At 63.6% G+C, this 20833-nt stretch carries 17 protein-coding genes; 16 read left to right on the forward strand and 1 reads right to left on the reverse strand.

Annotated features, from left to right (window positions below; genetic code table 11):
* Positions 1–57: 57 nt before the first annotated feature.
* The 15 genes from PMI40_RS24085 to rlmD all read left to right on the forward strand — a co-directional run bounded on the left by PMI40_RS24085 (position 58) and on the right by rlmD (position 19355).
* Positions 58–369 carry a hypothetical protein gene (locus tag PMI40_RS24085; RefSeq protein WP_040502253.1) on the forward strand — a complete coding sequence of 104 codons (312 nt, stop codon included), beginning with the start codon at positions 58–60 and terminating at the stop codon, positions 367–369.
* Positions 366–2384, forward strand: coding sequence for a hypothetical protein (locus tag PMI40_RS23395; protein ID WP_008117803.1), 2019 nt, complete (start codon positions 366–368; stop codon positions 2382–2384). Before PMI40_RS24085 ends, PMI40_RS23395 begins: the two co-directional genes overlap by 4 nt.
* A 353-nt stretch (positions 2385–2737) precedes the next feature.
* Positions 2738–5602, forward strand: coding sequence for a 2-oxoglutarate dehydrogenase E1 component (locus PMI40_RS16985; protein ID WP_008117806.1), 2865 nt, complete (start codon positions 2738–2740; stop codon positions 5600–5602).
* An 81-nt stretch (positions 5603–5683) separates the two neighbouring features.
* Positions 5684–6922 carry a 2-oxoglutarate dehydrogenase complex dihydrolipoyllysine-residue succinyltransferase gene (gene odhB, locus PMI40_RS16990; protein ID WP_008117808.1) on the forward strand — a complete coding sequence of 413 codons (1239 nt, stop codon included), beginning with the start codon at positions 5684–5686 and terminating at the stop codon, positions 6920–6922.
* A 218-nt stretch (positions 6923–7140) separates the two neighbouring features.
* Positions 7141–8568, forward strand: coding sequence for a dihydrolipoyl dehydrogenase (lpdA, locus tag PMI40_RS16995; RefSeq protein ID WP_008117809.1), 1428 nt, complete (start codon positions 7141–7143; stop codon positions 8566–8568).
* A 127-nt stretch (positions 8569–8695) separates the two neighbouring features.
* A complete protein-coding gene (zapE, locus tag PMI40_RS17000) occupies positions 8696–9793 on the forward strand; it encodes a cell division protein ZapE (RefSeq protein ID WP_008117811.1) in 1098 nt (365 codons plus the stop codon).
* A gap of 20 nt (positions 9794–9813) precedes the next feature.
* A complete protein-coding gene (locus PMI40_RS17005) occupies positions 9814–10566 on the forward strand; it encodes a hypothetical protein (protein ID WP_008117813.1) in 753 nt (250 codons plus the stop codon).
* Positions 10563–10769 carry a YdcH family protein gene (locus PMI40_RS17010; protein WP_008117814.1) on the forward strand — a complete coding sequence of 69 codons (207 nt, stop codon included), beginning with the start codon at positions 10563–10565 and terminating at the stop codon, positions 10767–10769. Before PMI40_RS17005 ends, PMI40_RS17010 begins: the two co-directional genes overlap by 4 nt.
* Before the next feature lie 74 nt (positions 10770–10843).
* Positions 10844–12967, forward strand: coding sequence for an ATP-dependent DNA helicase (locus PMI40_RS17015; RefSeq protein WP_008117816.1), 2124 nt, complete (start codon positions 10844–10846; stop codon positions 12965–12967).
* A gap of 5 nt (positions 12968–12972) precedes the next feature.
* Complete coding sequence (locus PMI40_RS17020; RefSeq protein ID WP_008117819.1) at positions 12973–13923, forward strand: flagellar brake protein; 951 nt, start codon at positions 12973–12975, stop codon at positions 13921–13923.
* An 84-nt stretch (positions 13924–14007) separates the two neighbouring features.
* A complete protein-coding gene (surE, locus tag PMI40_RS17025; RefSeq protein WP_040502260.1) occupies positions 14008–14745 on the forward strand; it encodes a 5'/3'-nucleotidase SurE in 738 nt (245 codons plus the stop codon).
* On the forward strand, positions 14742–15710 hold the full coding sequence (locus PMI40_RS17030) for a protein-L-isoaspartate(D-aspartate) O-methyltransferase (protein WP_008117822.1): 969 nt from the start codon (positions 14742–14744) through the stop codon (positions 15708–15710). Before surE ends, PMI40_RS17030 begins: the two co-directional genes overlap by 4 nt.
* A 98-nt stretch (positions 15711–15808) precedes the next feature.
* The gene (locus tag PMI40_RS17035; RefSeq protein ID WP_040502254.1) at positions 15809–16789 is read left to right on the forward strand and encodes a peptidoglycan DD-metalloendopeptidase family protein; all 981 of its coding nucleotides are present in this window, start codon (positions 15809–15811) and stop codon (positions 16787–16789) included.
* A 3-nt stretch (positions 16790–16792) separates the two neighbouring features.
* A complete protein-coding gene (gene rpoS / locus PMI40_RS17040; RefSeq protein WP_040502256.1) occupies positions 16793–17848 on the forward strand; it encodes an RNA polymerase sigma factor RpoS in 1056 nt (351 codons plus the stop codon).
* Positions 17849–17996: 148 nt separating this feature from the next.
* Entirely contained in the window at positions 17997–19355 is a 1359-nt protein-coding gene (gene rlmD / locus PMI40_RS17045; RefSeq protein WP_008117828.1) for a 23S rRNA (uracil(1939)-C(5))-methyltransferase RlmD, read from the forward strand.
* 62 nt (positions 19356–19417) lie between these two features.
* Here rlmD and PMI40_RS17050 read toward each other — a convergent pair whose 3' ends face one another.
* On the reverse strand, positions 19418–20110 hold the full coding sequence (locus PMI40_RS17050; RefSeq protein WP_008117830.1) for a Bax inhibitor-1/YccA family protein: 693 nt from the start codon (positions 20108–20110) through the stop codon (positions 19418–19420).
* Positions 20111–20346: 236 nt separating this feature from the next.
* Here PMI40_RS17050 and ndk point away from each other — a divergent pair, with 236 nt between their 5' ends.
* Positions 20347–20772: a nucleoside-diphosphate kinase gene (ndk, locus tag PMI40_RS17055; protein ID WP_008117832.1), complete on the forward strand. Its 426-nt coding sequence runs from the start codon at positions 20347–20349 to the stop codon at positions 20770–20772.
* Positions 20773–20833: the final 61 nt, after the last annotated feature.

Consider the following 20833-nt stretch of genomic DNA (forward strand, 5'->3'; position numbering starts at 1 on the left):
AGGTGTCGTTGAACAGTTCGCTGGCCGGCGCCATGGCGGGCGTCGGTGCGGCCGCGGGTGGCGCAGCCGCAGGGGCCGGCGCCGGTGCCGGTGGTCTGCTGGCGGCCCTGGGCGGTATCGGCCTGGGTGGTGCGGCTGTGGCGGCTGGTAGTGGTGGCGGTGGTGACAATCGAGGCGGTAGCAATACTGGCGGTGCTGGTGGTGGTAGCGGCGCAGGCGGTGGCAACACAGGTGGCGGCACTGGCGGTGGCACAGGTGGTACAGGTGGTACAGGTGGTACAGGTGGTACGGGTGGTACGGGTGGTACGGGTGGTACGGGCGGTACTGGCAGTGGCACATTGCGCACCGTGCCGACGCTACAAGGGATGAGCAAGGACCAAGGTGCCAGCGACTCGGATTTCGTCACCAACAATGGTGATGCCGGGCGTGGCCTGTTCGGCAGCTTGTCCGCGCCGCTGTTACCTGGTGAACGACTGCGGGTATCGACCGACGGCGGCACGACCTGGCTGGACGCGTCGGTCAACGGACAGCGATGGACCGTGGTCGATCCCAATGCGCACAGAACCAACTGGACGGTCAAGATGGAAGTGGTCAACGGCAGTGGAAGCGCGGCTACCTATACCCAAGACATTATGCTCGACGCTATCGCGCCCAACGCGCCGGTGTCGATCACTCGTAGCGACGACACGGTGACGGTGGGTATCGCCGGCACCAATGCGGCAGCGGGCGATACATTGCACGTGACGGTTGGGCGCTATACGTTCGACCAGGTCCTGCGGGCGAGCGATATTGCTGTAGGGACAGTCCTGATTACCATTCCGCCATCGTTGTTGCCTTCGGTACTGCCAGGAACGGTGCTCGGTGCCAGCCTGATCGACCAGGCGGGTAACAGTTCTGCTTATAGGACTCTGGGCGCCGGATTTGTGGATTTCAATTCCGCCGTCTATACACTGGCAAATGGTGAGAGCTCAACGGCGGTATCTTCGCAGGCCGTGTTGACCGGCGACCTTCACATTGGTGGCGTCGGGAATTTCACCTTTGAGTCCAGCGAGGCACGGGGAAATATGTTCTCGGCATCCAATAGTGTCTTGATGGTCAAGTCCATGAGCGGTTACATGAGCCGGGTGTCGTTTGAATTGCTTGAAGTCTCATCGCCTGGCGCCGGAACTCGGGTTACGTTCTATGACGAAAGAGGTGACGTCATTCATGCCACGACCTACGCAGTCAATAAAATGTCGCAGACGGTTTCGTTTACTGCGCCCAGCGGCCGCAATCTTTCTTATATCAAACTGGACGCGGCCGACGGCAGCACTGGGACCCAATTCAAGCTCAATAACTTCAATTACACGGTCGATGGCGTTGCTAAGTCAGTTGATTTCACCCGGCCCTCATTCCGCTATGGTGATGGCAGTGCGATAGGAGATGATACTTTTAATATACAACCCTTTTACCTCGATGGCTCCCATGGCATGCAGATCAATTCCAGTGGATGGATATCCAGCTACACGCCGAGCGATGGCGCCACTAACTACACGACGGGTAATCGCCTTCTTGTAGGGGCAGACCAATCAACCACATTGACCTTGCCTGGCAATGGCATGAAGAGTGTTAGCCTGGACGTGGCGGCGGGTACGGCCGGCCATACGGTGGTGTTCTACAACGGTCTCGGGCAGGTTCTTCATACCTCCGAGCCCTTGCCCGTTGCTTCTAATTGGACTACGTCGCAGGCAGTATTCACGCCGGTACGCTTTACCGCCCCAGTCGGCGAGTCGATCGCATATCTCATCGTCAAGACCGTGGATGGCAATGGGGCCCAGATCGACAACATCGGTTATTCCAATCATGCCGACAGCTATCTCAATCCGTTTCCGGCAGAGTATAAGGTCATGCCTGGTGCTGATGCCTACTATGGCGGCCCGGGCAACGAGACCTTCGTGCTGCCCGAGACCCGTTATTTCCTGGCATCCGGAGCCGGCGTGCATGGCGGTGCCGGCATCGATACGCTCAAGCTGACCGGTGCCGACCAGACCCTGGAGCTGAGCACGATGGGCGGTTTCTCGACTGGGGCCAAGATATCGTCCATTGAAAAGATCGACCTGACCGGCAACGGTGACAACAAACTCAAGCTTTCGCTCAACGATGTGCTCAACCTGGGTGGGCGCGACCTGTTCGTGACCGACGGCAAGACGCAGTTCATGGTCAACGGTAATCACGGTGATCGAGTCGAGTTGTCGAAGATGCATGGCAATGGCGTCGATCCCGGCAGCTGGGCCAAGGCCGTCGATACCGTGACGGTGGCAGGACAGGTATATAACGTCTATGAGCACTCGGTTACCCATGCCGAGTTGCTGGTGCAGCAAGCCGTGACGACTACCCTGGTGTGAGTCCCCAATGCTGACGCTCGGGAAATGATCGGCAATATCGGCCCGGCCATCCGCCGGTCCGGTCGCCTTTGCCGATGGTCGCGCGCCGCGCCGCTACCGGTCCACTAGGTGGGGACCGGCAGTGGCGCGGCGCGCGGCCATGATGCAACGCCGCATAGGAAAAAGTGGAAATGCCGGATATTTAAAAGGGATATAGGGATATAATCCCGCAGAACCTACCTGGATGGTCCGAATATCCAGGTGGAAAAAGGTCCTTCCCCACAACTTGATGTGCAATCCGCTAACCGGTCAGGCCGTGTCGCGGAAGGTTTAGACACCCGCCAATGTCGCGAAGCGCGAAGAAAGGTGAGCAAATGACGAAGCTCTACGAGCAGTACAACATCAACTCCTACCTGTTCGGTGGGAACGCGCCGTACATTGAAGAATTGTACGAGCAATACCTGGAAAACCCAGGCTCGGTCCCCGATAACTGGCGCGCCTATTTCGACGCCGTGCAGCACGTACCCGCCACCGATGGCTCGGCCCGTCCCGATGTTGCCCACGCTCCCGTCATCGCTTCGTTCGCCGAACGCGCCAAGCAAGGCCCGATCCGCACCGTGATCGCCTCGGCCGACTCCGACATGGGTCGCAAGCGCGTGGCCGTGACCCAGCTGATCGCCGGCTACCGCGACCTGGGTTCGCGCTTTGCCAACCTGGACCCGCTGCAACGCCAGGAACGCCCCAGCATTCCAGAACTCGATCCAGCGTTCTACGGCTTCACCGATGCCGACCTGGACATCGTGTTCAACATCAACAATACCTACTTCGGCCCCGAAACAGCCTCGTTGCGCGACCTGCAACAGATGCTGCGCGACACCTACACGCGTTCCATCGGTGCCGAATTCACCTATATCTCGGACATGGCCGAAGTGCGCTGGCTCGAAGAGCGCCTGGAGCCGACCCGCGCCGCGCCGAGCTTCTCGGCCGAGAAGAAGAAGCACATCCTGGAGCGCCTGACGGCAGCCGAGGGCCTGGAACGTTATCTGCATACCAAGTACGTCGGCCAGAAGCGCTTCTCGCTGGAAGGCGGCGAAAGCTTCATCGCCTCGCTGGACGAAACCATCCAGCGCGCCGGTGAAAAGGGCGTGCAGGAAATCGTCATCGGCATGGCCCACCGCGGCCGCCTCAACGTGCTGGTCAACATCCTGGGCAAGACGCCGCAGGAACTGTTCTCCGAATTCGAAGGACGTCACGCCGACGACCTGCCGGCCGGCGACGTCAAGTACCACCAGGGCTTCTCGTCCGACGTCAGCACCCCAGGCGGCCCGGTGCACCTGTCGCTGGCGTTCAACCCGTCGCACCTGGAAATCGTCAACCCGGTGGTCGAGGGTTCGGTCAAGGCCCGCATGGATCGTCGCGGCGACAAGGATGGCTCGCAAGTGCTGCCGATCCTGGTGCACGGCGACGCCGCCTTCGCCGGCCAGGGCGTCGTGATGGAAACCCTGAACCTGGCGCAGACCCGTGGCTACGGCACCGGCGGTACGGTGCACCTGGTGATCAACAACCAGATCGGCTTCACCACTTCCGACCCGCGCGACTCCCGTTCGACGCTGTACTGCTCGGACGTGGTCAAGATGATCGAGGCGCCGGTGCTGCACGTCAACGGCGACGATCCCGAAGCGGTGGTGTTTGCGACCCAGATCGCAGTCGACTACCGCATGAAGTTCAAGAAGGACATCGTGGTCGACATCATCTGCTTCCGCAAGCTGGGTCACAACGAGCAGGACACCCCGGCGCTGACGCAGCCGCTGATGTACAAGAAGATCGCCCAGCATCCAGGCACCCGCAAGCTGTACGCCGACAAGCTGGTGGCCCAGGGCACGTTGCCGGCCGACGGTGGCGAAGAGCTGGTCAAGGCCTTCCGCGCCGCGATGGACGCCGGCAAGCACACGCTGGATCCGGTGCTGACCAACTTCAAGAGCAAGTACGCGGTCGACTGGATGCCGTTCCTGAACCGCAAGTGGACCGATGCTGCCGAAACCGCCGTGCCGCTGGCCGAACTCAAGCGCCTGGGCGCGCGCATCGCCACCATTCCGGAAGGATTCAAGGCGCACTCGCTGGTCGAGAAGGTGATCAACGACCGTGCCGCCATGGCGCGCGGCGAAATGAACCTGGACTGGGGCATGGGTGAACACCTGGCCTACGCGTCGCTGGTGTCGTCCGGTTACGCCATTCGCCTGACCGGCCAGGATGCCGGTCGCGGCACCTTCGTGCACCGTCACGCCGTGCTGCACGACCAGAACCGCGAACGCTGGGATGCCGGCACCTATGTGCCGCTGCAGAACGTGGCCGAGACCCAGTCGCCCTTTACCGTGATCGACTCGGTGCTGTCGGAAGAAGCGGTGCTGGCGTTCGAATACGGTTACTCCACGGCCGAGCCCAATACCCTGACCATCTGGGAAGCGCAGTTCGGCGACTTCGCCAACGGTGCCCAGGTGGTGATGGACCAGTTCATCAGCTCCGGCGAGGTGAAGTGGGGCCGTGCCTCGGGCCTGGTGCAGATGCTGCCGCACGGCTACGAAGGGCAAGGTCCGGAACACTCGTCGGCCCGCCTGGAACGCTACCTGCAACTGTGCGCCGACAACAACATGCAAGTGGTGCAGCCGACCACGGCCGCGCAGATCTTCCACGTGCTGCGTCGCCAGATGATCCGCCTGTTCCGCAAGCCCCTGATCATCCTGACACCGAAGTCGCTGCTGCGTAACAAGGATGCCGGTTCGCCCCTGTCGGACCTAGCCCGTGGCTCGTTCCAGACGGTGATCCCGGAAGTCGACGAAACCATCGACGCCAAGAAGGTCAAGCGCGTGATCGCCTGCTCGGGCAAGGTCTACTACGACCTGGTCAACGCCCGCAAGGAACGCGGCCAGACCGACACGGCCATCATCCGTGTCGAGCAGCTGTATCCGTTCCCGCACAAGACCTTCGCCGCTGCCTTGAAGCAGTTCCCCAACTTCAGCGAGCTGGTGTGGGCGCAGGACGAGCCGCAGAACCAGGGCGCATGGCTGCAGATCCAGCACAACATCTTCGAGAACCTGTCCGAAGGTCAGAAGCTGGCCTATGCAGGCCGTCCGGCCAGCGCTTCGCCGGCAGTCGGCTACTACGACAAGCACTACGCACAGCAGAAGGCATTGATCGAAACCGCCTTCGCCAAGCTCAAGGGCTTTGTGCTGACCAAGTAAGCATAGCGAGAACCGGGCGTGTCGCGAGGGCGGCACGCCTGCGTTTGAATGAACGAATTACCCGAAATCGGAGAAATATAAATGGCACAAATCGAAGTCGTTGTCCCGCAACTGTCCGAATCCGTCGCTGAAGCCACGCTGCTGCAGTGGCACAAGAAGGTGGGCGAAAAAGTCACCCGCGACGAAAACCTGATCGATGTCGAGACCGACAAGGTGGTGCTGGAATTGCCAGCCCCGGCCGATGGCGTGATCGCCCAGATCATCGCCGCCGATGGCGCCACCGTGGTGGCCGGCCAGGTCATCGCGATCCTCGACACCGACGCTGCCGCCCAGGTCGAGCCGGTCGAAGTGAAGGCTGCCCCGGCGCCGCAATCGACCAACGAACCGACCCCGGTGGCCGCGCCCGAGCTGGCCAGCAAGGGTGACGTCGCCATGCCGGCTGCCGCCAAGCTGCTGGCCGACAACAACCTGTCGACCTCGCAAGTCACCGGCACCGGCCGTGATGGCCGCGTGACCAAGGGCGACGTGCTGGGCGCACTGTCTTCGCCTGCCGCCGCTCCTGCGGCCGCCAAGCCGGCGCTGGCGCAAGTGCCGGCGACCGCCGCCGCCGGCCTGGAAAGCCGTCCGGAACAGCGCGTGCCGATGAGCCGCCTGCGTGCCCGCGTGGCCGAGCGCCTGATCCAGTCGCAATCGACCAACGCCATCCTGACCACCTTCAACGAAATCAACATGCAGCCGGTCATCGACCTGCGCAACAAGTACAAGGACCGTTTCGAGAAGGAACACGGCGTCAAGCTGGGCTTCATGTCGTTCTTCGTCAAGGCCGTGGTGCATGCACTGAAGAAGTACCCGATCATCAACGCCTCGGTCGACGGCAATGACATCGTCTACCACGGTTACTTCGACATCGGCGTGGCCGTCGGTTCGCCACGTGGCCTGGTGGTGCCTATCCTGCGCGATGCCGACCAGATGTCGATCGCCGACATCGAGAAGAAGATCGGTGAATTCGGCCAGAAGGCCAAGGACGGCAAGCTGTCGATCGACGAAATGACCGGCGGCACCTTCACCGTGTCCAACGGTGGCACCTTCGGTTCGATGCTGTCGACCCCGATCATCAACCCGCCGCAATCGGCGATCCTGGGCATCCATGCCACCAAGGATCGCGCCGTGGTCGAAAACGGCCAGGTCGTGGTGCGCCCGATGAACTACTTCGCGCTGTCCTATGACCACCGCATCATCGATGGCCGCGAAGCCGTGCTGAGCCTGGTCGCCATCAAGGAAGCGCTGGAAGATCCCGCACGTCTGTTGCTTGATCTGTAATGACCGCTGAGCAAGCTACCGCGCGAACCGATCTCGCCGCTGCGATGCTCGCCGTACATGGGTACGGCTGCGCTTGTCGCGACGACCTCGGTCCGCTCGCTACGCTTGCCCAACGGCCCACAGGGGTGGCTATGCGCTGAACGGCTTGTTGTTCGGCGCTTTTTTGTTTTCGTATGCGCGGATTGCTTGTCCGCGATCGACAAGGTTAGGAAAATCACATGAGCAAGAATTTCGACGTGGTCGTCATCGGCGGCGGTCCTGGTGGCTATATCGCCGCCATCCGCGCGGCCCAGCTGGGTTTCAACACTGCCTGCATCGACGAATGGAAGAACGAAAAGGGCGGTCCTGCGCCCGGCGGCACCTGCACCAACGTCGGTTGCATCCCGTCCAAGGCCCTGCTGCAGTCGTCCGAGCACTATGAGCACGCCGGCCACGGCTTCGCCGAGCACGGCATCGAAGTCAAGGGCCTCGGCCTGGACCTGGGCAAGATGCTGGGTCGCAAGAACACCGTGGTCAAGCAGAACAACGACGGCATCCTGTACCTGTTCAAGAAGAACAAGGTCACCTTCTTCCACGGTCGCGGTTCGTTCGTCAAGGGCGACGCCAACGGCTACGAGATCAAGGTCGCGGGCGCCACCGAGGAAAGCATCACCGCCAAGCACGTGATCATCGCCACCGGTTCCAATGCGCGCGCCTTGCCGGGCACGCCGTTCGATGAACAGCTGATCCTGTCCAACGCGGGTGCGCTGGCCATTACCGAAGTGCCGAAGAAGCTGGGCGTGATCGGCGCCGGCGTGATCGGCCTGGAAATGGGTTCGGTATGGCGTCGCCTGGGTGCGGAGGTGACCGTGCTCGAAGCGCTGCCGGCGTTCCTGGGCGCGGTCGACGAACAGATCGCCAAGGAAGCGCAGAAGCTGCTGACCAAGCAGGGCTTGAAGGTGAGCCTGGGCGTGAAGATCGGCGAGATCAAGGCCGGCAAGAAGAGCGTCACGGTCGAGTACACCGATAGCCAGGGCGCTGCGCAGAAGGGCGAGTTCGACAAGCTGATCGTATCGATCGGCCGTACCCCCAACACCATCGGCTTGAATGGCGAGGCGATCGGCCTGAAGCTCGACGAGCGTGGCTTCGTGGCCGTCGATGGCGATTGCAAGACCAACCTGGCCAACGTCTGGGCCGTGGGTGACGTGGTGCGCGGCCCGATGCTGGCGCACAAGGCCGAGGAAGAGGGCGTGGCGGTGGCCGAGCGTATCGCCGGCCAGCATGGTCACGTCAACTTCAACACCATTCCCTGGGTCATCTACACCTCGCCCGAGATTGCGTGGGTCGGCAAGACCGAGCAACAGCTCAAGGCCGATGGCGTGGCCTACAAGGCGGGCACCTTCCCGTTCCTGGCCAATGGCCGGGCTCGTGCGCTGGGCGATACCTCGGGCATGGTCAAGTTCCTGGCCGACGCCAAGACCGACGAAATCCTGGGCGTGCATATCGTCGGCCCGATGGCTTCCGAATTGATCTCGGAAGCGGTGGTGGCGATGGAGTTCAAGGCCTCGGCCGAGGACATCGCACGGATCTGCCACGCGCACCCGTCGTTGTCCGAAGCGACCAAGGAAGCCGCACTGGCGGTGGACAAGCGCGCATTGAACTTCTGATCTGCTTCGATACGCGCTTGCACCGCTACCCAGCACGACCGGGATAGGGTGCAGTACCTGTATCATGATGGGCGAGCCTGGCTCGCCCGTTTTGCTTTGAGCCAGTCAAACAACGAAGAACCCCACCATGGATGTCCGCCAATTCTACGAGCACGCGCTGGCCGAGCGCGACTACAAGTCCGACGAGGCCCAGTTGCGCGCCATCATGCGCCTGCAGCAGGCCTATGAAGAATGGACCGCCTACAAGGCCCAGCGCGCCAGCGCCTTCAAGCGCCTGATCAGTCGGCCCAGCGTGCCGCGTGGCGTCTACATGTGGGGTGGCGTGGGACGCGGCAAGTCGTTCCTGATGGACAGCTTCTATTCGGTGGTGCCGCTGGTGCGCAAGACCCGGGTCCACTTCCATGAATTCATGCGCGATGTGCATCGCCAGCTCGACGAGCTCAAGGGCATCGCCGATCCGCTCGACGAGGTGGCCAAGCGTATTGCCAAGAAATACCGCCTGATCTGCTTCGACGAGTTCCACGTCTCCGACATCGCCGATGCGATGATCCTGTACAACCTGCTCAAGGGCTTGTTCGACCTGGGCGTGTCGTTCGTGATGACCTCCAACTACGAGCCCAGCACGCTCTATCCCGAGGGCCTGCACCGCGACCGCATGCTGCCTACCATCGCCTTGCTCAAGGAAAAGCTGGACGTCATGAACATCGACGCCGGCATCGATTATCGCAAGCGCGTGCTGGAGCAGGTGCGGGTCTATCACACCCCGCTCAATGCCCAGACCGACGCGCAGCTGCGCGGCGCCTTCGCGGCCGTGGCCGAGACCGCCGATGAGGACTGCCGCGTCAATATCGAGGGGCGCGACATCCGCGCGCTGCGCCGCGCCGGCAGCGCCATCTGGTTCGATTTCGCCACGCTGTGCGGCGGCCCCCGTTCGCAGAACGATTACCTGGAGCTGGCCAGCCGCTTCCAGACCGTGATCCTGTCGGGCATCCCGCAGATGTCGGCGGCGATGTCGTCCGAGGCGCGCCGCTTTACCTGGCTCATCGACGTCTTCTATGATCACAAGGTCAAGCTGATCATGTCGGCGGCGGTCGAGCCGGACCAGCTTTACACCGCCGGCACCCTGTCCAATGAATTCCACCGTACCGTTTCGCGTATCATCGAGATGCAGTCCAAGGAATACCTGGAAGCGGATCGCCGCATTGCCGCCGACCGCCTGTCGTGAAGAGATTGGATAGACCCAAGATGGACAAGAAAAACATGTACGGCCTGGTGGCCGCTACCTCGCGCCGCCGCGGTGCGGCCGGCGTTGCGCTGGCGTGTGCGGTGGCATGGCTGTCGTTGACCCCGTCGGCCGGCGCCCAGGGCCTGCCGGTGGTCACGCCCCTGGCCGAGCGTTATCCGGCCGGCTCGATCAAGTCGGAGCAGGCCGCGGCTGCGGCGCTGGCGCAGGCGGCCGACGACCGGCGCGTGCTGGACACGCAATATGTACTGGACCAGCGCGAATGCTATGCCAGGTTCCTGGTATCGGCTTGCCTGGAAGCCGCCAAGGATCGCAAGCGCGAGGCCGAGAAGTCGATCAAGCAGGTCGAGATCGAAGCCAATACCTACCGCCGCCAGGCACAGGTGGATGATCGCGACCAGTCGCTGGCCGAGCAGCATGCCCGCGACCAGGCCGAGTCGGCGCGTCGCGTCCAGGAGCAGAAGGACCGCCAGGCGGCCACCGCGCGCCACCTCCAGGAAAGCGATGCCAAGCGCAACCAGGTGCAGCAGCGCGTGGACCAGAACCCCGATCCGGACACCCGCATTCGCGAGCATGAAGCCCGGGTGGCCCAACAGCAGGCCGACGAGGCGGCGCGCGCGCCCGAGCGCGAGGCCAACGCCGTGCAGCGCCAGCAGCGCATCAAGGATGCCGAGCAGCACCGCCAGGAAGTGGAGCGCAAGAAGCAGGAGAGCGAGCGCGAACGCGCCGAGAAGAAACGGAGCAGTCAGCCATGACCAGTACGCATCGCGAAGACATCCAGCGCCGTATCATCGAGCTCGAGGTCGAGCACCGCGACCTCGACAACGTCATCGACCTGCTCATCCGCGATACCCGCGCCGAAGACCTGCAGTTGCGCCGCCTCAAGAAGCGCAAGTTGCAATTGAAGGATCACATCTCGTTGTTGAAGATGCAATTGGTGCCCGATATCCCGGCCTGATCCGGTAGCGGCAGACCTGCTGGGTGAGAGCGCGTAAAATAGCCGATTCAGTTCCATTCCTACAGGTTGTCGCAGTGATTGCTCCAGAACAGGCCGAACCGGAGGCACCCGGTATTCATGATGCCGAGATCGACCAGCTGTTCGGCGCCGGCGGACCGCTGGGCGGCGCCGTCGGCAGCTACCGTCCACGTCACGCCCAGACCGCCATGGCCAAGGCCATCGCGTCGGCCATCGCCAACCAGGGTACCCTGATCGCCGAGGCCGGCACCGGCACCGGCAAGACCTTCGCCTACCTGGTGCCGGCCTTGCTGTGGGGCGGCAAGGTGATCGTCTCGACCGGCACCAAGACCCTGCAGGACCAGCTCTACAAGCGCGATATCCCGACCGTGCGCCGTGCTTTGGCCGCGCCGGTATCGGTGGCGTTGCTCAAGGGCCGTTCCAACTACCTGTGCCATTACCACCTCGAACGCACTGTGCAGAACGGTCGCCTGACCGCGCGCGAAGACGTCGGTTACCTGCGCGACATCTCGCGCTTCATGAAGACCACCACCTCGGGCGACAAGGCCGAACTGACCTCGGTGCCCGAGACGGCGTCGGTCTGGAGCCTGGTCACGTCCACCCGCGACACCTGCTTCGGCGCCGACTGCCAGTATTACCAGGACTGCTTCGTCATGAAGGCCCGCAAGGAGGCCCAGCAAGCCGACGTGGTGGTGGTCAATCACCACCTGTTCTTCGCCGACGTGGCGCTCAAGGACACCGGCGTGGCCGAACTGCTGCCCACGGCCAATACCGTCATCTTCGACGAGGCGCACCAGTTGCCCGAGACCGCCACCCTGTTCTTCGGCGAGACGGTATCGACCTCGCAGGTGCTCGAACTGTGCCGCGACGTGCTCGCCGAGGGCTTGTCGCATGCGCGCGATGGCGCCGACTGGGCGCGCCTGGTGGCGACCGTCGAGCGTGCCGCGCGCGATTTGCGGTTGGTGTTCCCGGAAGACTCGATCCGGCTGGCGGTCAACCAGATCGCCGCCTCCAGCACCTTCTTTGCTTCGCTGCAGACGCTCATGGACAGCATGGACGACATGATCGCGGTGCTCGACAAGCAGGCCGAGCGCGCCGAGACCATCGAGCAGTGCCGCGACCGGGCGGTGGAGATCGTGCGCCAGCTGGAAGCCTGGAACGACCCGCAAGCCGGCGCCAAGACGGCCAAGGCAGCCGAAGCCGCCGAAGCCGCCGAGGCCGGCACCCAGGGTGCGCCGGCCGCAGCCGAGCAAGCCGGCGACGAAGCACGGCAATTCTATGTGTTGTGGGTGGAGGCGTTTGCCTCGTCGCTGCAGCTGCATCGCACGCCGTTGTCGATTGCACCGATCTTCAACAAGCAGCGCGAGGGCAGCCCGCGCGCCTGGATCTTCACTTCGGCCACGCTGGCGGTCAAGCGCGACTTCAATCACTATGCCGCGCAGATGGGCTTGTGGAACGAGCCGGCGCATTCCTGGCCCAGCCCGTTCGACTACGAGCAGCAGGGCTTGCTGTATGTGCCCACCAACCTGCCGCAACCCAATTCGTTCGAGTACACCGACGCCGTGCTGGATGCGGCGCTGCCCGCCATCGAATCGGCCGGCGGACGCTGCTTCTTTCTGTGTACCACCCTGCGTGCGGTCAAGCGCGCCGCCGAGCGCCTGCGCGCCGAATTCGAGCAGCGCCAGCTGCCTTATCCGCTGTTCGTGCAGGGCGAGGCCGGGCGCACCGAATTGCTGGACCGCTTCCGCGCCTCCGGCAATGGCGTGCTGATCGGCAGCCAAAGCTTCTGGGAAGGGGTGGACGTGCGCGGCGATGCGCTGTCGCTGGTGATCATCGACAAGCTGCCGTTCTCGCCGCCCGACGACCCGGTGCTGGCGGCGCGCATCAGCGAAATGGAAAAGCAGGGCCTCAACGGCTTCGTGCATCATCAATTGCCGGCTGCCATCATCACCCTCAAGCAGGGCGCCGGACGGCTGATCCGCGACGAAGGCGACCGCGGCGTACTGATGATCTGCGATCCGCGCCTGATCACCAAGAACTACGGCCGTCGCATCTGGCAGAGCCTGCCCCCGTTCAAGCGCACTCGCGAGCTGTCGGTGGTGCAGGATTTCTTCCTGCGTCAGGCGGCCATCAAGGCCGGCGCCGGCACGGTTGCCGAACCGGTGATTCCAGAGGCATAGCCGCCATGTCCAGCCTGACTTCCCTGGTGCCGGTACGCGCCTCCGAACTGATGCTGGGCCGCCCCGCGCCTTGGCCGATCTACAACGAAGCCGGTGAACTGCTGCTGGCGCGCGGCACCGTGGTCGAGACCCAGGCGCAGCTCGAAGGGCTGGTGACCAATGGACTGTATCGCAACGCCAACTGGGTCAGCGAACCCGACACCATGTCGGTGCCGCTGCCGCAGGCACGCGACGTGTTGCGCAAGAAGCTGGGCATGGGCAAGAAGCCGCCGTTGAAGCCCTCGGCATCGGTGCGCGGGGCCGAGAGCGTGATCGCTCCCGAGGAGGTGCGCTGGCAGATGGGCGACAGCCTGTGGCTGCAGTTCAAGGATGACGCCGCCCAGCGCTTCGGCGTCACGCTGCTGGGCGTGATCCCCGGCAAGAGCATCCTGGTCAGCGTGCCGCTCAAGGAGGGGCGGCAGGTGTTCATCCGCGAAGGCCAGGCGTTCGTGGTGCGGGCGCTGGCCGGCAAGCGCGCCTATGCCTTTTCGGCGCAATTGCTGAAGAACCAGCAGGCGCCGTTTGCCTACATGCACCTGTCGAGTCCGCGCGAGGTGCGCTGCACGGTGATCCGCCAGGATATGCGGGTGCCGGTCGGCGCCGAGGGATATCTCACGTTCGGCGCGGCCCATCCGTTGCCGGCCAGCGTGATCGACCTGAGCCTGGGCGGGGCTTCGCTGGTGGCGCCGCCGCTGGCGCAGGGCGCGCCGCAAAAGGGAGCGCTCGGCAAGCTCTCGTTCGTGGCCGGTATCGCCGACCAGCAACTGAGCCTGGACCTGCCGGTGGTATTGCGCACCGTGGAGTCGCTGGGCGACCCCGGCTGGTTCAAGTACGGCATCGAATTTGCGCAGCTGCCGGCGCGCGACCGGCTGGTGCTGTCGGCCTATGTCTACCAGGAGCTGAGCGCCCAGGAATAGCGCCCGGGCTGGCCGCCGCGCGGGGCTGCGAGATTGTGCTGTCGCGCTGCGATGGCGGGCTTGGCTTCGGTTAAAATGCAGGCCATGAAAATCCTGATCAGCAACGACGACGGTTATCTTGCGCCCGGCATCATCGCCCTGGCCGAGGTGCTCGCACCGATCGCCGACATCACCGTCGTCGCGCCCGACAGCAACCGTTCCGGCAGCTCCAATTCTCTTACGCTGGACCGTCCGCTGTGGGTCGAGCAGGCGGCCAATGGTTTCTACTATCTCAACGGCACGCCCTCGGACTGCGTCCACGTCGCCCTGACCGGCTTGCTCACCGAACGCCCCGACCTGATCGTGTCGGGCATCAACCAGGGCCAGAACATGGGCGACGACACGCTGTACTCCGGTACCGTAGCGGCGGCCACCGAGGGCTTCCTGTTCGGCATCCCGGCGATTGCCTTTTCGCAGATGCACAAGGGCTGGGACCAACTCGAGAGCGCCGCGCGGGTCGCCCGCGAAGTGGTGCAGCGCCAGTTCGACACCTTGCCGCGCCCGTACCTGCTCAACGTCAATATTCCCAATCTGCCCTACGACCGGTTGCGCGGCCCGGTGGCCACGCGCCTGGGCAAGCGCCATATGTCCGAGCCGGTCCACAAGCTGACCGATCCCCACGGGCGCGACCTGTACTGGATCGGCCCGGCCGGGCAGGCACGCGACGGCGGCGAGGGCACCGATTTCCATGCCACGGCCAATGGCTTCGTCTCGATCACGCCGCTGCAGATCGACCTGACCCACGCCGCCCAGCTCGACAACCTCAAGAAAGCGCTCGCATGAGCGACAAGCAAAGCCGTTTTCCACTGACCTTGTCGTCGGTGGTCGACAAGAAGAAAAGCGGCAATGCCGGCGCCGGCCGCGCCCAGGCCACCACCCAGACAGCGGCCAAGAATGCGGCCCAGTCGTCGCAACGCGCGGCCGAGCAGCGCAATGCATTGACCCCGCTGCAGCAGGGCCTGTCGCAGGCACTGCGCACGCCGGCCACGCCGCGCCAGCTGCCGCCGTCCGCTCCGCCGCTGTTGAGTGCGCATCCGGTGCCCAAGACGGCGGTGCGCAATGTGATGAACGTGACCCAGACCAACAGCTCCAACCACCCCTCGCCATTGGCCTCGGAGGCGGTGCGGCGCGCCATGGTGGCGCGCGTGGCCAAGCAGGGCGTGAGCGACGCCACGGTGCTGGCCGCGCTCGAGGCGGTGCCGCGGCACATGTTCGTCGAGCCGGGGCTGGCCAGCCAGGCGTATATCGATGCCTCCCTGCCGATCGGCCATCACCAGACCATCTCGCAGCCCTACATCGTGGCGCGCATGATCGAGGTCATGCGTGAAAACCGCCATGGTGGGCGCCTGCAGCGGGTGCTGGAGATCGGTACCGGCTGCGGCTACCAGGCGGCGGTGCTGTCGCGGGTGGCCACCGAGGTGTATTCGATCGAGCGCATCAAGCCGCTGCACGAATTGGCCAAGACCAACCTGCGTCCGTTGCGCGTGGCCAATATCCGCTTGCACTACGGAGATGGTATGCTTGGCCTGCCCCAGGTGGCGCCGTTCGATGGCATCATCCTGGCCGCAGCCGGCCTGGAAGTACCGCAGGCCCTGCTCGAGCAACTGGCCATTGGCGGACGGCTGGTCGCGCCGGTGGGCGAGCGCCAGCAGATGCTGGAACTGATCGAACGTACCGGGCAACGCGATTGGCGGCGCTCGACGCTGGAACCGTGCCATTTCGTGCCGCTGCGGCCGGGCACGGTGTAATAACAAAGAACTAAGGGCCGCACGGGCCCATGGGCGCGGATGAACTTCTGTCGCTGGTGGCGGGTCCACTAGCGTTGTCTAAAATTTACTGTAAGAGCATGAACAAAATTCGTTTGGCTGTCCTGGGGGGCGTCGTCGGTATCCTGGCTGCTTGCAGCTCGACTCCCAACCAGGCGCCGGTGGTCGAACGTACCACCAATACTGCCAAGCCGGTCGAGACCGTCCCCATGGCGCCCGCTGCCGCGGCAGCGCCGTCCGGACACGGAACCTACACGGTCAAGAAGGGCGATACGCTGTATCGCATTGCACTTGAAGTGGGGCAGAGCTATCGTGACCTGGTGGCCTGGAACAACCTGACCAACCCCAACGATATCAAGGTCGACCAGGTGTTGCGCGTGGCGCCGCCCGATCGCGTGGGTGCCGGGCCGGCCCAGACCGCCATGGTGGCACCGACCCAGACGGCGGGTATCGAAGTCAAGCCGCTGGGCGCGCCCGGCACGGCACCGACGGCGGTAGCCGCAGCAGGTGGCAACAAGACCGGTCCGCGCGGCGACAAGCGGGCCTATTCCGACAGCGCCCTGGCCGAACTGGAGCGGCCGGATGCGGCGTCGGCGCCGGCAGCAGCGGCCGCACCCGCGGCGCCGAAGGCCGAGCAGCAGCATGCCTCCGACAAGCCTGGCACCGGCGCGCCGGCGGCCGCGGCCAACGAGGATGAGGGCGTGAGCTGGATGTGGCCGGCCGAGGGCAAGGTGGTGGGCACCTACGAGGGTGGCAAGAAGGGCGTGGATATCGCCGGCAAGTCGGGCCAGGCTGTCATGGCCGCAGGTGCGGGCAAGATCATGTATGCCGGCAGCGGCATTCGTGGCTACGGCAACCTGGTGATCATCAAGCACACCAACAACTTGCTGTCGGCGTATGCGCATAACAAGACCATACTGGTCAAGGAAGGGCAGAGCGTCACCAAGGGGCAGAAGATCGCGGAGATGGGCAATTCGGATAGCGACAGCGTGAAACTGCACTTTGAAATCCGTCAACAGGGCAAGCCTGTGGACCCCGCCAAATACTTACCGCCACGTTAGCTTATGACAGGTAATCGCCGCGATCACCAGCCGGACCAGGATCCTCGCCAAGAGGACATGGACGAACCCATTGATGAGGTCGACGAACCGGAAGTGATTGATGGCGATCCCGCCGCCCTGGACGCCCAGGGCGCCGCCGACGGCGAAGGCGAAGGCGGGCAGGGCGAGCCGGCGGCACCCGCCAGCGGCCAGGAAGAGCTCAAGAAGGTGCTGGCCGCCGAGCTCTCCACCGACACCACCCAGCATTACCTCAACAAGATCGGCGCCAAGCCGCTGTTGACGGCGGCCGAGGAACTGCACTTCGCCACCCTGGCCAAGCAGGGCGAGTTCGATGCCCGCCAGAAGATGATCGAGCACAACCTGCGCCTGGTGGTGTCGATCGCCAAGCACTATATCAATCGTGGCGTGGCCTTGCTGGACCTGATCGAAGAAGGCAACCTCGGCCTGATGCGCGCCATCGACAAGTTCGAACCCGAGCGCGGTTTCCGTTTCTCGACCTACGCCACCTGGTGGATCCGCCAGAGCATCGAGCGCGCCATCATGAACCAGGCACGCACCGTGCGCCTGCCGGTGCATATGGTGCGCGAACTGAACCAGATCCTGCGCGCCAAGTACCATCTCGAGGCGCAGCAGCGCAATGGGCGCGACGCCAGCGCCGAGGATATCGCCCATCTGGTCGAGCGCCCCGTCGAGGAAGTGCAGGACGTGCTGGCCTTGTCCGAACACGCCGCCTCGCTCGATACCCCGCTGGACAATGATCCCCAGGCCAGCCTGATGGACCTGCTGCCGAGCAACGTCGACGAGAACCCGGACACCCGCGCCGAGACCCACGAGATGGCGCTGCTGATCCGCGAATGGCTCAAGGGCCTGACCGAGAAGCAGCGCGTGGTGGTGGCGCGCCGCTTCGGGCTCGACAACGACGATCCTTCCACGCTGGAACAGCTGGCCGGCGAGATGGGCATCACCCGTGAACGCGTGCGGCAGGTGCAGCAGGAGGCGCTGGTCAAGCTCAAACGCCTGTTGACGGCGCGCGGCGTGGGGCGCGACGCCCTGTTCTAGGTCTTTTCGGCGCCTTTTGCCTGCGTGCCGATCCGGGCGAAACGACGCCGCTTCGGGTGCGGTGCTTTCCTCCGGCTGCCGGATCGCGGACAATAGCGCTTTTCCTTTTTGGCAGCGGACCCTGCGTCCCACCCTTGTCGTTTCCTTCATGCAACAAGATCCCATCATAGATATCAAATCGCTCGACATGGACGGTCGCGGCGTCGGCCACCTGCACAACGACGATGGCACGCCCGGCAAGGTGGTCTTCGTCGAGGGCGCATTGCCGGGCGAGCGCGTCAGTTTCAGCTCGTTTCGCAAGAAGGCCCGCTGGGAAGCGGCCAACATGACCGCGCTGCATCGCGAGTCGTCGCAGCGCACCACGCCGCGCTGCGCCTATTTCGACACCTGCGGCGGCTGCGCCATGCAGCACCTGGAACCGGCCGCGCAAGTGGCCATGAAGCAGCGCATCCTCGAAGACAACCTGTGGCATATCGGCAAGACCCGCGCCGGCGTCATGTTGCGTCCGGTCTACGGGCCGACCTGGGGCTACCGCTATCGCGCCCGCATCTCGGTGCGCAATGTGCCCAAGAAGGGCGGGGTGCTGGTGGGATTCCACGAAAAGCGCTCGATCTATATCGTCGACATGAAGACCTGCGACGTGCTGCCGCCGAACGTGTCGGCGATCCTGGTGCCGCTGCGTGAATTGGTCGCGGCGCTGTCGATCCGTGACAGCGTGCCGCAGATGGAGCTGGCCGTGGGCGAGGGCGACGATGGGGCCAAGGTCACGGTGCTGGTGCTGCGCGTGATGGCGCCGCCCAGCGCCGCCGATGAGGTGTTGCTCAAGGCATTCGCCGAGCGCCATGGCATCCAGTGGTGGTTGCAGTCGAAGGGCCCCGAGACGGCGGTGCCGTTCTACCCGCCAAGCTCGCAACTGCAGTACACCTTGCCCGAGTTCGGTATCCGGATGCCGTTCAAGCCCACCGATTTCACCCAGGTCAATCACCAGATCAACCGGGTGCTGGTGGCGCGCGCCTTGCGCCTGCTGGACGCGCAGCCGCACGAGCGGGTCGCAGACCTGTTCTGCGGGCTGGGCAATTTCACCCTGCCCATCGCCACCCAGGTGCGCGAAGTGGTGGGCATCGAGGGCAGCACTGCCCTGACCACCCGCGCGCTGGAGAATGCCGAGGTCAATGGCGTGGCCGGCAAGACCAGCTTTCATTGCCGCAACCTGTTCGAGGCCAAGCCCGAGGATTTCATCGCCCTGGGCAAGTTCGACCGGATGCTGATCGACCCGCCGCGCGAGGGCGCCCAGGAAGTCTGCCGCGCATTGGTGGAGCTGCCGCCGCAGCACCAGCACCTCAAGCCCAGGCGCATCGTCTATGTGTCGTGCAACCCGGCCACGCTGGCGCGCGACGCCGGCATGCTGGTGCATCAGGGCGGCTATACCCTCAGCCACGCGGGCGTGGTCAACATGTTTCCGCACACCGCCCATGTGGAGTCGATCGCCGTCTTCGACCTGGCGTGAGCCCGGCGTTGGCGTAAAAAAACCGGCCGTGAGGCCGGTTTTTTGTTGCCGAGGTGGCAACGTCAGTCGCGATTGCCGCCCAGGATGCCGAGCAGCGACAGCAGGTTCACGAACACGTTGTAGACGTCCAGGTAGATCGACAGGGTTGCCGAAATGTAATTGGTCTCGCCGCCGTTGACCACTTGCTGCACGTCGTACAGGATGTAGGCGGAGAAGATGCCGATGGCAATGGTCGAGATGGCCAGTTGCAATGCCGGCATATGCAGGAAGATATTGGCCACTGATGCGACCAGGATCACCAGCACACCCACGAACAGCCACTTGCCCATGCCCGAGAAGTCACGCTTGGACACCGTGGCGATGGTGGCCATGGCGCCGAAGATGACGGCGGTGCCGCCGAAGGCTGTCATGATCAGGGCGCCGCCGTTGGAATAGCCCAGCGTGTACTGGATCAGGCGCGACAGCATCAGGCCCATGAAGAAGGTGAAGCCCAGCAGGACCGCTACCCCCAGGCCCGAGTTCTTGGTCTTCTCGATGGCATAGAAGAAGCCGAAGGCAATTGCCATGAACAGCACGAAGCCGATCATGGGGCTGCCGGCGAACAGGCTGAAATTGAGCTGCACGCCCAGCCAGGCGCCCAGCACGGTCGGGATCATCGACAGCGCCAGCAGCCAGTAGGTATTGCGCAATACGCGGTTGCGACTGGCCACATTGGCAGTCGAATGGCCGAAAGCAGTATCCAGATGTTGATTCATTTGTCCTCCAAATGCGTTTAAATGCGAGTTACAGCATAGCATGGCTATACCCAATTGCGACAAGTTGTCACTCTTGCCAGTCAGCCGGCCGCCAGCCCGGACGGTGGTCGAGTTGTCGCGACCTGGCTTGCGATGATCGGATTGTCATGTTGTTTGATGGTTTCATGCTAAAATACAAGGTTCATCGAATTAACAATTTATGGCTTTAAGCCTTTATTTTTATTGGAGTTTTTCTCATGGCAATCGAACGTACCCTGTCCATTATCAAGCCTGATGCAGTGGCCAAGAATGTTATCGGTCAAATCTACAGCCGCTTCGAAAACGCCGGCCTGAAGATCGTCGCTTCGCGCATGGCCCAACTGTCGCGCGCCGAAGCCGAAGGCTTCTACGCCGTGCACCGCGAGCGTCCTTTCTTCAAGGACCTGGTCGACTTCATGATCTCCGGTCCGGTCGTGATCCAGGTGCTCGAAGGCGAAGGCGCGATCCTGAAGAACCGAGACCTGATGGGCGCCACCGATCCGAAGAAGGCAGAAAAGGGCACCATCCGCGCCGATTTCGCCGATTCGATCGATGCCAACGCCGTGCACGGTTCGGACGCTGAAGAAACCGCCAAGGGCGAGATCGCTTATTTCTTCCCTGCGCTGAACGTCTATTCGCGTTAATCTGTACCTGTTTTTGTCGGTTGCCATGGCCACTGCAGGAAGCGGCGCGGCACTCTCGCCG

The sequence above is a fragment of the Herbaspirillum sp. YR522 genome (assembly GCF_000282575.1).
GTDB lineage: Bacteria > Pseudomonadota > Gammaproteobacteria > Burkholderiales > Burkholderiaceae_D > Herbaspirillum.

Bases quoted from the DNA above. Each gene is read 5' to 3' on its own strand.
- PMI40_RS17005 (WP_008117813.1), top strand. From the start codon at position 9,814: ATGGACAAGAAAAACATGTACGGCCTGGTGGCCGCTACCTCGCGCCGC.
- surE (WP_040502260.1), top strand. From the start codon at position 14,008: ATGAAAATCCTGATCAGCAACGACGACGGTTATCTTGCGCCCGGCATC.
- rlmD (WP_008117828.1), top strand. From the start codon at position 17,997: ATGCAACAAGATCCCATCATAGATATCAAATCGCTCGACATGGACGGT.
- rpoS (WP_040502256.1), top strand. From the start codon at position 16,793: ATGACAGGTAATCGCCGCGATCACCAGCCGGACCAGGATCCTCGCCAA.
- PMI40_RS23395 (WP_008117803.1), top strand. From the start codon at position 366: ATGAGCAAGGACCAAGGTGCCAGCGACTCGGATTTCGTCACCAACAAT.
- PMI40_RS17030 (WP_008117822.1), top strand. From the start codon at position 14,742: ATGAGCGACAAGCAAAGCCGTTTTCCACTGACCTTGTCGTCGGTGGTC.
- PMI40_RS17020 (WP_008117819.1), top strand. From the start codon at position 12,973: ATGTCCAGCCTGACTTCCCTGGTGCCGGTACGCGCCTCCGAACTGATG.
- PMI40_RS16985 (WP_008117806.1), top strand. From the start codon at position 2,738: ATGACGAAGCTCTACGAGCAGTACAACATCAACTCCTACCTGTTCGGT.
- PMI40_RS17010 (WP_008117814.1), top strand. From the start codon at position 10,563: ATGACCAGTACGCATCGCGAAGACATCCAGCGCCGTATCATCGAGCTC.
- PMI40_RS17035 (WP_040502254.1), top strand. From the start codon at position 15,809: ATGAACAAAATTCGTTTGGCTGTCCTGGGGGGCGTCGTCGGTATCCTG.
- zapE (WP_008117811.1), top strand. From the start codon at position 8,696: ATGGATGTCCGCCAATTCTACGAGCACGCGCTGGCCGAGCGCGACTAC.
- odhB (WP_008117808.1), top strand. From the start codon at position 5,684: ATGGCACAAATCGAAGTCGTTGTCCCGCAACTGTCCGAATCCGTCGCT.
- PMI40_RS17050 (WP_008117830.1), bottom strand. From the start codon at position 20,110: ATGAATCAACATCTGGATACTGCTTTCGGCCATTCGACTGCCAATGTG.
- ndk (WP_008117832.1), top strand. From the start codon at position 20,347: ATGGCAATCGAACGTACCCTGTCCATTATCAAGCCTGATGCAGTGGCC.
- lpdA (WP_008117809.1), top strand. From the start codon at position 7,141: ATGAGCAAGAATTTCGACGTGGTCGTCATCGGCGGCGGTCCTGGTGGC.